Origin of the sequence: Mizugakiibacter sediminis, from assembly GCF_000953855.2 — a bacterium.
GTDB lineage: Bacteria > Pseudomonadota > Gammaproteobacteria > Xanthomonadales > Rhodanobacteraceae > Mizugakiibacter > Mizugakiibacter sediminis.
The window spans coordinates 17,211-30,393 of the sequence record NZ_DF970255.1; the positions used below are offsets into that span (position 1 = coordinate 17,211).

The window sequence follows — 13,183 nt, forward strand, 5'->3', positions numbered from 1 at the left end:
GCGCATGGCTCCGCGCGCCGACGCCCCCGAAGCCCCGCCGGACACCACCGCCGCTTCCGCCGTTGCCGCCGTCGGCGGCGGCGATGCGCCCGCGCGCATGCGCGGCCTGCTGTGGCTGATCTCCGCGGCGTTCTTCATGCAGACGCTGGACTCCACCATCGTCAACACCGCGGTGCCCAGCATCGCCGCGGCGCTGGCGGTGCCGCCGCTGTCGATCAAGACCGCGCTGACCAGCTACGTGCTGACGCTGGCCGTGTGCATCCCCGCCAGCCCCTGGCTGACCGACCGCTTCGGCACGCGCCGCATCTTCGCCGCGGCGATCGCCGTGTTCACCGCGGGCTCGCTGCTGTGCGGCGTGGCGCAAAGCCTGCCGCAGCTGGTCGCCGCGCGCGTGGCGCAGGGCCTCGGCGGCGCGCTGCTGCTGCCGGTCGGCCGCTTCGTGCTGGTGCGCAGCTACGGCCATCGCGATTTCGTCGCGGCGATGAGCACGGTCGCCACCTTCGGCCTGCTCGGCTCGGTGCTGGGGCCGTTCCTCGGCGGCGCGCTGTCGCAGCTGGCGAGCTGGCGCTGGATCTTCCTGGTCAACGTGCCGGCCGGCCTGTTCGGGTTGTGGCTGAACCGGCGCGAGATGCCCGAGTTCCGCCGCGACGACGCCGGCCCGTTCGATCCGCTCGGCTTCGCGCTGTTCGCGCTGACCTCCTCGCTGCTGCTGGCGGCGGCCGAGCTGGCCGCGGTACGCGAAGCGGGCCTCGCGCCCATGCTCGCCTGCGCCGCCGGCGCGCTGCTGCTGGGCGCGCTGTACGTGCGCCACAGCCGCCGCGTCGCGCGGCCGGTGATCGATCTCGGCCTGCTGCGCGTGCGCAGCGTGGCGGTGTCGCTGGCCGGCGGCCTGTGCACGCGGCTCGGCGTGTCCGGCATGTTCCTGCTGCTGGTGCTGTTCCTGCAGATGGGCTGCGGCTGGTCGCCGATCGCCGCCGGCCTGATGATGGTGCCGCAGGCGCTGGGCGCGATGCTGGTCAAGCCGCTGATCCACCGCCTGCTGGGCCGCCACGGCTACCGCCGCCTGCTCGGCGCCAACACCGTGGTGGTGGCGCTGCTGCTGGCGCTGTTCGCGCTGTCGTCGGCGGAGACGCCGGCGGTGCTGATCGCCGCCCAGGTGTTCGTCTACGGGCTGGTGATGTCGCTGCAGTACACGGCGATGAACACGCTGACCTTCGTCGACCTGCCGCACGAGCACGCGGCCATGGCCTCGTCGATGGGCTCGACCGTGCAGTACCTGGCGATGAGCTTCGGCATCGCGCTGGCGACGCTGCTGATGGCCGCGTTCCTGCACGGCCACGCGCCGGCCGACTACGTCTTCGCCTTCCGCCGTGCGGTGCTGGCCCTGGCGCTGCTGACCCTGGCGGCGGCCGCGGTCTTCCTTCTGCTGCGGCGCGACGTGCCCAGCACCTCGGCGTCGACGCCGTAGCGCGCCAGCGTCGCCGCGGCGTCGGCGGACGTGATCGCGCCGCCCCACTCCTCCATCAGCGCGATCATCACCAGCTTTTCGAACTCGGCGCCGAAGCGCTGCACGATCGCCTGCGGATCGGCGATGCGCTTGGCGTCGGCGATCAGGCCGAAGTGCACGCGGCCGTTGTAGCTCAGGATCGACAGGCCGAGCCCGATGGTGCCGGTCTGCGGCACCCAGAACATCAGCTCGCGCAGCTCGCAGCCGGCGAGGAACAGCGGCTGCTGCGGACCCGGCACGTTGGTCGCCACCGCCGAGGCCTTGCGGCTGAACAGCTCCAGCGCCGGGCGCTGCAGCGCGGCCGGCGCCATGCCCAGCGCGGCGAGCACGCCGAAGGCCATGATCGCCTGCCGCGAGTTCTTGATCTCGCGCATGCTGGCGGCGACGCGCTCCAGCCGGCGCAGCGGATTCGGCTCGCCGACCGGCAGCTCGAGGAACACCAGGCCGAAATGGTTGCCGAGCTGCCTGGCGTGCTCCAGCGGCCGCAGGTTGACCGGCACGGTGGCGCGGATGGTGAGGCCGTCGACCGCATCGCCGACGTCGTGCAGGTAGGCGCGCAGCGCGCCGGCGGCGCAGGCCATCAGCACGTCGTTGACGGTGCAGCCGAGCGCGCGCCCCAGCGTCTTCACCTCCTCCAGCGGCAGCGGCTCGGCCCAGGCCACGCGCTTGACCACGCCGAGCGGACCCTTCAGCGCGGTCGGCGGATCGTCCGGCAGCGCCAGCGCGACGGCCAGCTCGCGGGCGATGTCGGAGCCTTCCATGATCAGCCCGGCGGCCTGCGCGGGATCGAGCAGCATCTCGGTCAGCTTGTCCCAGGCCTGGCCGCCGAACTCGACCGCGCGCCGCAGCCCGGCCTGCGCCGGTTCCAGCAGGCGCTGCAGCACGTTGCCCGGCTCGCGCTTCAGCCAGGTGCGCGCCAGCTCGGCGCGGCGCTCGGCCTCGGGCGCGGTGTCGGTCAGCGACAGCAGCACCTGCACCAGCGCCAGGCCGTCGGCGTAGCAATGGTGCAGCCGCGCCACCAGCGCGCTGCCTTCGCGGTAGTTCTCGACGACGTGGAACTGCCACGCCGGCTTGGAATGGTCGAGCGGCGTCGAGGCCAGCTCGCCGACGAAGCGCTCGAGCTCGACCTTGCCGGCCGCGCCCGGCAACGCGGCGACGCGCACGTGCCAGTCGAGGTCGAAGTCGGGATCGTTCTCCCAGTACGCGCCGGTGGCGGTGACGACCGCGCGCTGGGCGAAGCGGCGGTAGGCGAGGAAGCGCTCGGCCAGCATGCGTTTGAAGCGTTCGACGTCCAGCCTGCCGGCGAACACCATCACGCCGCAGATCATCATCAGGTTGGTCGGCGTCTCCATGCGCAGCCAGGCCGTGTCGACCTTGGCCATCGCCTCGCGCGCGCCCTGCAGCTCCTCGAACATCGCCGTCCCCGCCGATGCGGACGGGCCGACTGCGGCCCGCGTGCTCGTGTAGCATCCGGACTCGAAGCCGAAAACGCAACGGCCACGCAAGGAAATCATGCCCATGCACCACGCCAGCGAGATCCTGCTGAGCCTGTTCGTGATCTTCGTCGCCGCGCAGATCGGCGCCGAGATCGCCCAGCGCCTGCGCCTGCCCGGCGTGGTCGGCGAGATCGCCGCCGGCTGCGCGATCGGCCCGTCCGCACTGGGCTGGGTGACGCCGAACGAGCCGCTGGAGGTGCTGTCCGAGATCGGCGTGGTGCTGTTGCTGTTCGCCGTCGGCCTGGAGACGCGCCTCGATGACCTGAAGCGCGTCGGCCGCAGCGCCTTCCTGGTCGGCGTGCTGGGCGTGGCCGTGCCGTTCGCGCTCGGCACGCTGTGGGCGCACGGCTCCGGCTTCGCCTGGGACAAGTCGATGTTCGTCGCCGCCGCCTTCGTCGCCACCTCGGCCGGCATCACCGCGCGCGTGCTGCAGGAGCTCGGCGCGCTGCGCCGCACCGAGAGCCGCGTGATCCTCGGCGCGGCGGTGATCGACGACATCCTCGCCATGCTGCTGCTGGGCGTGGTGGTGTCGCTGCAGGGCGGCGGCGAACTCCAGCTCGGCAACCTGCTGGTGGTGCTGGGCGAGGCGGTCGGCTTCGTCGCGGTGATCGGCTGGGTGGGCACGCGCATGATGCGGCGCGGCTCGGCCTGGCTGGACCGGCCGATCCATCCGCTGTCGCCGCTGACAGTGGTGCTGGCGCTCTGCCTCGGCCTCGCCTTCCTCTCCACCGAGTTCGGCCTGGCCGCGATCATCGGCGCCTTCCTCGCCGGCATGATCGCCTCCGAGAGCCGCCAGCGCGAGACGCTGGAGCACCAGACGCAGCCGCTGCTGGCGCTGATGACGCCGTTCTTCTTCGTGATCACCGGCACCAAGGTCGACCTCGCCCTGCTCGGCAGCCGCGAGGCGCTGCTGATGCTGGCGGTGGTCACCGGCATCGCCATCGTCTCCAAGCTGCTTGGCGGCTTTCTCGGCGCGCTGGGCCTGGGGCCGCGCGCGGCCACCATCGTCGGCATGGGCATGGTGCCGCGCGGCGAGGTCGGCGTGGTGATCGCCAGCCTCGGCCTCGCCGCCGGCGTGTTCACCAACCAGGTCTATGCGGTGATCGTGGCGATGTCGCTGCTGACGTCGATGATCACGCCGCCCGCGCTGGCCTGGCTGCTGCGGCGCAGCCCCGAGCCGCGCGTCGTCCCGCCGTCCTGACGCGGTTCAGCGCCCGCGCATGCGCTGCCACGCGGCCAGCGCCGCGACGCGCGAGGTCTTCAGGTCGACCATCGGCGGCGGATAGCCGCTGCGCGCCAGCAGCGCCGCATCGCGCCACGGCTCGTGCAGCAGTTCGGGCGGCGCCTCCGCCAGTTCGGGAATCCAGCGGCGCACGTAGGCGCCTTCCGGATCGAACTTCCGCGCCTGCGCCACCGGGTTGAAGATGCGGAAATACGGCGCGGCGTCGGCGCCGGTGCCGGCGCTCCACTGCCAGCCTTGCGTGTTGTTGGCGAGGTCGGCGTCGACCAGCGTGTCCCAGAACCAGCGCGCGCCGTGCCGCCAGTGCAGGCGCAGGTTCTTGGTGAGGAAGCTCGCCACGATCATGCGCACGCGGTTGTGCATCCAGCCGGTCGTCCACAGTTCGCGCATGCCGGCGTCGACGATCGGCACGCCGGTGCGGCCGCGCTGCCAGCGCGCCAGCGTTTCGGCGTCGGGCTCGGCCCACGCGAACGCGTCGAAGCTCGCATCGAGATTGGCCTCGGGCGTCTGCGGAAAGTGGTACAGCAGGTGGTGCGCGAACTCGCGCCAGCCGATCTCGCGCAGATACGCCTCGACGGCTTCGCCGAGGCGCGCGCGGCCATGGCGGCGCGCGCCGTCCTCCAGCGCCCGCACGACCTGCCGCGGCGAGAGTTCGCCGAAGTGCAGGTGCGGCGACAGCCGCGAGGTACCGCGGCGGTCGGGGCGGTCGCGCTGCCCGGCGTAGGCGGACAAGGCCCCTTCGCAGAACGTGCGCAGCGCCTCGCGCGCGCCCGCCTCGCCCGGCCGCCACGCCGCGCGCAGGCCGTCGTCCCACGCAATCCGCGGCAGCAGTCCGAACGCATGCAACGGCAGGCCGCCGGCGAGCGTCGCCCAGCGCCGCGGCGGCGCCGCCGGCGATGGCGCGGCAGGCCGCAGGCGCACCCGCGCGCCGCGCCAGAACGGCGTGAACACGCGGTACGGTTCGCCCTTGCCGGTGGCGACCTCCCATGGCTCGAACAGCAGCGCGCCGTTGTGGGCGTGCGTGACGATGCCGACCGCGCGCAGCGACGCCTCGACCTCGGCGTCGCGGACGCGCGCCGCCGGCTCGTACAGGCGATGCCAGTACACGGCCTCGGCGTTCGCCGCGGACGCGACCGCCAGCAGCGCCTGGACCGACGGCCCACGCCGCAGGTGCAAGGCGCCGCCGCGCTCGCGCAACGCGCCGTCCAGCGCAGCGAGGCTGCGGTGCAGCCACCAGCGGCTGGCCGCGCCCGGCGCCCACGGCGCCTCCTCCTCCGGCGCGTGCACGTACAGCGGCAGCACGCGCTCGTGCGCCGCCGCGGCCGCGTCCAGCGCGGGGTGGTCTTCCAGCCGCAGGTCGCGGCGGAACCAGACGATGGCCGTGCCCATCCGGGGAGGTTAACCCATCGAGGCCGCGCGCCGTCATCGCGCCGCCGGGCGCGCGCCTCGGCTTCGCCACGATGCCCCGCCATACTCGCGGCCGACACCATGGAGAGGATGCCATGCTGCCCCACCCGCCGCGCACGCTCTATTCGCTCTCCTTCCTCCGGCTCGCAGCGCCGGCCGCGTTCGCCCTCGCGCTCGCCGCCTGCGGCGGCAAGCCGGCGGCCACGCCGCCCCTGCAGGGGAAGCCCACCGCGCCCGGCATCGCCGCCCAGGCGAAACCGCAGCCCTTCGCCCTGCTCTCCGCGCGTTCCGACGCGCAGGCCGCGCAGCCGACCCTGCAGCTGGAATTCTCGCGGCGCCTGGCCGGCGCGCAGGCGTTCGATTCGCTGATCGCGGTCGACGGCCCCAAGGGCGAGACGGTCGGCGGCAGCTGGGTGCTGGACGAGGACGGGCGCATCCTCGGCTTCCCCTACGTGCAGGCCGACGCCACCTACAGCGTGCGCATCAAGGGCGCGCTGATGGCCGCCGACGGCGCCACCCTGGGCCGCGACGTGCAGCGGAACGTCTACACCGGCCCGATCGAGCCCGCCGCGGGGTTCGCCTCGCAGGGCAACGTGCTGCCGGCGCGCGACACGCGCGGCCTGCCGGTGATCTCGGTCAACGTCGGCGAGGTCGACGTCGAGTTCCTGCGCGTGCGCGACGACGCGCTGCCGGCCTTCTTCGCCGCCTACCAGCGCAACGCGCGTCGCAGCGGCTGGGACCTCGATCCGCAAGGCCCCTGGTGGGGCCACAAGGGCGAGCCGCTGACGCGCATCGCCGAATCCGTGTACAGCAACCGCTTCGCGCTGCAAGGCAAGCCGAACGAGCGCACGATCAGCTACCTGCCGATCCAGAACGTGCGCGAGCTCGCGCAGCCGGGCCTGTACTTCGCCGCGATGAAGCGCGCCGGCACGTTCCGCGACAGCTACGAGACCTGCTACTTCTTCGTCAGCGACATCGGCCTGCACACGCGCGTCTACCGGCAGAGCGCCTTCGTGCACGCCGCCTCGCTGAAGAGCGGCGAGCCGCGGCACGACATCGCGCTGACCGTGCTCGACGGCGCCGGCCGCGGCATCCTCGAAGCGCGCACCGACCGCGACGGCAACGCACTGCTGGCGTGGACGCCCAAGCCGGATCAGGTGCTGGTGGCGCGCAGTGGCCGCGACGTCTCCATGCTGCCGTTCAACCGCCCGGCGCTGGACGTGTCCAACTTCGACGTGGCCGGCCGCAGGCAGGCGCCGTTCGAGGTGTTCGCCTGGTCCGGCCGCGATCTTTACCGGCCCGGCGAGACGCTGCGCGTCTCCGCGCTGCTGCGCGATTTCGACGGCCGCCCGCTGAAACCGCAGCCGCTGTTCCTGCGCCTGAAGCAGCCGGACGGCCGCACCTTCGCCGAGGCCGCGCTGCAACCGCGCGAGCTCGGCTACTTCGAGTGGACGCGGGCGATGCCGGCCGACGCCCCCACCGGCAGTTGGCAGGTGGAATTCCGCACCGATCCCGCCGGCAAGGAGGCGGTGCAGTCGTTCGCGTTCCATCTCGAGGAGTTCCTGCCCGAGCGCCTGAAGCTCGACCTCGGCAGCGCGCAGCCGCGGCTGCAGCCCGGCAAGCCGCTGCACCTCGCCGTCGCCGCCGCCTACCTCTACGGCGCGCCCGCCGCCGGCAACCGCTTCACCGCCAAGCTGCTGGTCGGCGCCGAGCAGCATCCGATCGACGCGTTGAAGGATTACGCCTTCGGCGATCCCACGCTGGAGCTGCCGAAGGACGCGCAGGACGTGATCGACGCGAAGCTGGACGAACACGGCGCGCTGCGCCAGGACATCGCCCTGCCGACGGAAGCGAAGCCGGTGGCGCCGCTGGCCGCGCTCGTCTCCGGCAGCGTCTACGAGAGCGGCGGCCGCGCGGTGACGCGCACCTTGAAGCGCGTGCTGTGGCCGGCCGATGTGCTGGTCGGCGTGCGCCCGCTGTTCGATCCCAAGGACGGCGCCGACAGCGAAAGCCGCGCCGGCTTCGAGATCGTGCGCGCGGACGCCGCCGGCACGCTGCTCGCCGGCAAGGGCCTCAAGGTACGGCTGATCCGCGAACGCCGCGACTACCACTGGCTGTACGACCGCGACGGCGGCTGGCACGTCGACTACGCCGCGCGCTTCGAGAACGTGGAGGAGCGCAGCCTCGACGTCGCCGCCGGCAGCAACGCCCGCATCGACTTCGCCGTCGAGTGGGGCAACTACCGCCTGGAGATCGACGATCCCGCCACCGGCCTGACCATGCGCTATCCGTTCTTCGCCGGCTGGCGCTGGGACGACAGCGACAACCTCGGCAAGGAGGCGCGCCCGGACAAGGTCAAGCTGAAGCTGGACAAGCCGCGCTACCGCGCCGGCGACACGCTGAAGGTGACGGTGACGCCGCCGCATCCCGGCCCGGGCGTGCTGCTGGTCGAGTCCGACCGCCTGCTGTACGCGCGCGACATCGACGCGCGCGCCGGCGCCACCTTCGAGATCCCGGTGAGCAAGGACTGGGAGCGCCACGACGTCTACGTCACCGCGCTGGTGTTCCGCGGCGGTTCCGCCGCCGAGCGCATCACCCCGGCGCGCGCGCTCGGCATCGCGCACGTCGACATCGACCGCGGCGACCGCCGCGTCGCCGTCAAGCTGGAAGCGGTCGAGCTGATGCGTCCCGACCGCAGCCTGGCGGTGCAGGTGAAGGCGCCGGCGCTGGCCGGCCGGAAGGCCTACGTCACGCTGTCGGCGGTCGACCTCGGCGTGCTCGACATCACCCGCTACGCGGTGCCCGACGCGGCCGCCTGGTTCTTCGGCAAGCGCGCGCTGGGCGTCGACGCGTTCGACCTGTACGGGCGCATCATCGAGAGCTTCGACGGCGTCGCCGCGCGCCTGCGCTACGGTGGCGACATGGCGCCGCCGGCGTTGCCGCACGCGACCCGCCCCGATGCGCGCGTGCGGATCGTCGACCTGTTCGCCGGCCCGGTCGCGCTGGACGCGCAGGGCAACGCCGCCGTGCGCGTGGACGTGCCCGACTTCAACGGCACGCTGCGCCTGGCCGCGCTGGTGTACGGCGAGCGCGCCTACGGCGCCGCCGAGGCGCAGACCGTGGTGCGCGCGCCGCTGGTGGCGGAGCCGAGCACGCCGCGCGTGATGGCGCCGGGCGACCGCGCCGCGATGACGCTCGACCTGCGCAACCTGTCCGGCAAGGACGGCACCGCCAAGGTGCGCGTGCGCAGCGAAGGCCCGCTGGCGATCGACGGCGCCGCGCGCAGCGTCGCGCTCGCCGACGGCGCCAGGCAGACCCTGACCTTCGCGCTGCGCGCCAAGGCCGGCAGCGGCGTCGGCGCCGTCGACATCCACGCCGAACTGGGCGACTACGCGGTCGACCGCCACTTCGAACTGATCGTGCGCCCGGCCTGGCCGGAGACGGTCGCCACCGCCGCCTACGCGCTGGACGAACCGCGGCCGCTCGCCTTCGACGCCGGGGCCGCCAAAGGCTTGATGCCCGCCACCGTGCGCGCGCGCCTGACGCTGAGCGCATTGCCGTCGCTGCCCTACGCCAGCGCGCTGGCCGGCGTGCTGCGCTATCCCTACGGCTGCATCGAGCAGACCACCAGCAAGGCCTACGCCGCATTGCTGCTGGACGACGGCCTGGCGCGCATGCTGGGCGTGCCGCCGCTGGGCGACGCCGAACGGCAGGCGCGCATGGCCGGCGCGTTCGCGCGCATCTCCGGCATGCAGACCGCCGGCGGACACTTCTCGACGTGGGGCGGAGGCAGCGATGTCAATCCGTTCCTGACCCCGTACGTCGTCGAGTTCCTGCTGGATGCGCGCGACGCCGGCTTCGCCGTGCCGCAGGGTACGTTGCAGAAGGCCCTGCAGCGCCTCGGCGACGACCTGTTGGCCGGCGGCCATCCCTACTACGGCTACGAGCACGCCGACCACCTGCGCTTCGCCGACGAGGCGTATTCCGGCTACGTGCTGGCGCGCGTCAACCGCGCGCCGCTGGGCACGCTGCGCGCGCTGTACGACAACGACCGCGGCAAGGCGCTGACGCCGCTGCCGCTGCTGCACCTCGGCATCGCGCTGAAGCTGATGGGCGACGGGCCGCGCGCGGAGAAGGCCGTCGCCGAAGCGTTCGCCATGCAGGGCGAGCGTCCGTGGTACCTCGGCGACTACGGCTCGGAGCTGCGCGACACCGCGCTGATGGTGGCGCTGGCGCGCCGCTACGGCCTGGCCAAGCCGCAATACGACGCGCGCGTGCTGGCGCTGGCGCGCGCCGTCGCCGAGCGCAAGCACCAGGATGCGGTGATGAGCGCGCGCCATCCGTGGTGGGGCGGCTGGTCGCACCTCAGCACGCAGGAGCAGGTGGCGCTGGTGCGGCTGGTGCGCACGCTGGTCGGCGATGCGCACGCGCCGGTGCAAGGCTCGCTGGTCGTGGCCGGCAAGGCCGGGCGCGTCGACGCGGCGACGATGTGGAGCCGCGACTTCGACGGCGCCGAACTCACCCGCGGCGTGCGCTTCGAACCGGCGGCGGCGCCGCTGTTCGCCACCTTCGACGTCGCCGGCGTGCCGCAGCAGGCGCCGCCGGCCGACGGCGGCAGGATCGACGTGCGTCGCCGCTGGTACACCACCGACGGCAAACCCTGGAACGGCGACGCGCTGAAGGAAGGCGACACGCTGATCGTCGGCCTCGCCATCGAGGCGCGCGAGGACATGCCGGACGCGCTGGTCACCGAACTGCTGCCGGGCGGCCTGGAACTGGAGAACCTCAACCTCACCGACGCCTCGCAGTGGCAGAAGGTCGTCGTCGACGGCATCAACCTCGGCGAGCGCGGCTCCGCCGCCGACCTCGTGCACGAGGAGTTCCGCGACGACCGCTACGCCGCCGCGCTGCGCCTGTCGCGCGGACAGCGGGCGCACCTGTTCTATCTGGTGCGCGCGGTGACCCCGGGCAGCTACGCCGTGCCGCCGCCGCAGGTCGAGGACATGTACCGGCCGGAACTGCGCGGCATCGGCAAGGCGGAGCGCGCCACGCTGAAGGTGGTGGAGCCCTGAGGTGACGGCCCTGCGGCCACGCGCCGATTCGCAGCCGGCTCCCGCCGTGGCGGGGCGCCGGCAGCGCCTGCGGCGCGGGCTGGCGCGCACGTTGGCGCTGCTCGCCCTGCCCGTCCTCGCCGCGCTGATCCTCGACCGCCGGTTTCCGCTGCCGCTGCCCGATCCGCAGCGCGGCGCCACGCTGGTGCTGGCGCGCGACGGCACGCCGCTGCGCGCCTTCGCCGACGCCGACGGCGTGTGGCGCTATCCGAGCGCTCCCGAGCAGGTGTCGCCGCTGTACCTGCAGGCGCTGCTCGGCTACGAGGACCGCTGGTTCTGGAAGCATCCGGGCGTCAACCCGGTGGCGCTGGCCCGCGCGGCCTGGCAGTGGCTGCGCCACGGCCGCATCGTCTCCGGCGGCTCCACGCTCAGCATGCAGGTGGCGCGCATCCTCGACCCGGTGCCGCGCACGCCGCTCGGCAAGCTGCGGCAGATGCTGCGCGCGCTGCAATTGGAAGCGCACCTGTCGAAACGGCAGATCCTCACGCTGTATCTCGACCATGCGCCGTTCGGCGGCACGCTCGAGGGCGTCGAGGCGGCGTCCTGGGCCTATCTCGGCAAGCCGGCGCGGCGGCTGTCGCGTGCGGAAGCGGCGCTGCTGGCGGTGCTGCCGCAGGCGCCCAGCGAGCTCAGGCCCGACCGCCACCCGCAGGCCGCGCGCGCCGCGCGCGACAAGGTGCTGGCGCGCATGCGCACGCTGGGCGTGTGGACGCCGGAGCAGGTCGCCTCGGCGCGCCAGGAACCGGTGCTGGCGCGCTCGCTGCGGCCGCCGCTGTCGGCGGCGCTGCTGGCGCAGCGCCTGCACGCGGCGCGGCCGCAGGCGCGGCGCATCGTCACCACGCTGGACGCGGAACTGCAGCGCGCCGTCGAGGCGCGCGTCGGCGACTACCTGGCGCGCCTGCCCGAACACACCTCGGCGGCGCTGCTGGTGGTCGACAACGCCACGCTGGAGGCGCGCGTCTACGTCGGCTCCGGCGCGTTCGGCGACGAGGCGCGCCTCGGCCACGTCGACATGGTCGACGCGCCGCGCTCGCCCGGCTCGACGCTGAAGCCGTTCCTGTACGGGCTGGCGCTGGACGACGGCCTGATCCACTCCGAGAGCCTGCTGGTCGACGCGCCGCAGGACTTCGGCGGCTACCGGCCCGGCAATTTCGACGAGGCCTATGCCGGGCCGGTCAGCGCGGCCGAGGCGCTGCAGCGCTCGCTGAACGTGCCGGCGGTGGACCTGCTCGACCGCGTCGGCCCGTCGCGCTTCGTCGCGCGCCTGGCCAACGCCGGCCTGCGGCTGCGGCTTCCCGACGGCGACGGGCCGAACCTGTCGATCGTCCTCGGCGGCGCCGGCGCGACGCTGGAGGAACTGGTCGGCGCCTACACTGCGCTGGCGGAAGACGGCGTCGCCGGCACGCCGCGCTACACCGCCGATGCGCCGCGCCGGCGCCGGCGCCTGCTGTCGCCGGGCGCGGCGTGGATCGTCCGCGCGATCCTCGAAGCGAATCCGCGGCCCGGCTACTCGCCGGGCGAATTCGACCTGTCCGCGCGCACGCGCGTCGCCTGGAAGACCGGCACCAGCTACGGCTATCGCGACGCATGGGCGATCGGCGCGACGCACCGCTGGACGGTGGGCGTGTGGATCGGCCGGCCCGACGGCACGCCGATGCCGGGCCAGTACGGCGCCGTCACCGCGCTGCCGCTGCTGTTCCAGGTGGTCGACATGCTGCCGCAGCCGCCGCGGCGGCTGTTGCCGGAGCCGCCGCCGGCGACGGTGCGCATGGTCGACGTGTGCTGGCCGCTCGGCCTCGCCTTCGATCCCGCGCAGCCGCAACTCTGCCGGCGGCATCGCCGCGCCTGGACGCTGAACGGCGTGGTGCCGCCGACGTTCGCCGAGCGCGACGGCGGCAACTGGAACGCCGGCGCGCTGGCGCTGCGCGTCGATGTCGCCGGGCGGCGCCTCAGCGCCGGCTGCCGCGCGCCGCACGAACGCGTAACGGCCATCGCGCGCTGGCCGGCGCTGGCGACGCCGTGGCTGGGCGTGGCCGAACGGCGCCGCAGCGCGCTGCCGCCGCTGGCGCCCGGCTGTCCCGCCGACGCGCTGGACGAGGCCGCGCCGCTGCACATCGACGGCGTGCAACCCGGCGCCACGCTGGCGCGCGCGCCCGGTGCCGACCGTCCCGCACAGATCGCCTTGCGCGCGCTGGGCGCGCAGGGCGAAGTGCTGTGGCTGCTGAACGGCCGGCTGGCCGGCCGCAGCGAAGGCGCCGCGCCGATCACCCTCGCGCTGGCCGAGCCGGGCGAGCAGACCCTAACCGCGCTGTCCCGGCGCGGCGCTTATGCGCAGGTGCGGTTCGAGGTGTTGCGGTGAGGGTGGTACGCGGGAGCAGGGAACAATGCGCCGGGCACAGTGATCGAGGGGCTTATCGAGATT

6 protein-coding genes are annotated in these 13,183 nt (G+C 73.7%); 4 read left to right on the forward strand and 2 right to left on the reverse strand.

Annotation, left to right across the window (positions count from 1 at the left end):
* Positions 1–4 precede the first annotated feature (4 nt).
* Positions 5–1,468 carry a DHA2 family efflux MFS transporter permease subunit gene (locus MBSD_RS13625; RefSeq protein WP_062537846.1) on the forward strand — a complete coding sequence of 488 codons (1,464 nt, stop codon included), beginning with the start codon at positions 5–7 and terminating at the stop codon, positions 1,466–1,468.
* Here the strand turns inward: MBSD_RS13625 and MBSD_RS13630 are convergent.
* Positions 1,351–2,922: a WS/DGAT/MGAT family O-acyltransferase gene (locus MBSD_RS13630; protein WP_082306681.1), complete on the reverse strand. Its 1,572-nt coding sequence runs from the start codon at positions 2,920–2,922 to the stop codon at positions 1,351–1,353. The two genes, MBSD_RS13625 and MBSD_RS13630, sit on opposite strands and share 118 nt — an antisense overlap.
* Positions 2,923–3,025: 103 nt before the next feature.
* On the opposite strand from MBSD_RS13630, the gene MBSD_RS13635 reads away from it, so the two are divergent.
* The gene (locus MBSD_RS13635) at positions 3,026–4,204 is read left to right on the forward strand and encodes a cation:proton antiporter (protein WP_062537847.1); all 1,179 of its coding nucleotides are present in this window, start codon (positions 3,026–3,028) and stop codon (positions 4,202–4,204) included.
* Between the two features lie 6 nt (positions 4,205–4,210).
* On the opposite strand, the gene MBSD_RS13640 is transcribed toward MBSD_RS13635, so the two are convergent.
* Positions 4,211–5,632, reverse strand: coding sequence for a cryptochrome/photolyase family protein (locus MBSD_RS13640; protein WP_062537848.1), 1,422 nt, complete (start codon positions 5,630–5,632; stop codon positions 4,211–4,213).
* 113 nt (positions 5,633–5,745) lie between these two features.
* On the opposite strand from MBSD_RS13640, the gene MBSD_RS13645 reads away from it, so the two are divergent.
* The gene (locus MBSD_RS13645) at positions 5,746–10,722 is read left to right on the forward strand and encodes an alpha-2-macroglobulin family protein (protein WP_062537849.1); all 4,977 of its coding nucleotides are present in this window, start codon (positions 5,746–5,748) and stop codon (positions 10,720–10,722) included.
* A gap of 46 nt (positions 10,723–10,768) precedes the next feature.
* Positions 10,769–13,120: a penicillin-binding protein 1C gene (pbpC, locus tag MBSD_RS13650; protein WP_114693281.1), complete on the forward strand. Its 2,352-nt coding sequence runs from the start codon at positions 10,769–10,771 to the stop codon at positions 13,118–13,120.
* Positions 13,121–13,183: the final 63 nt, after the last annotated feature.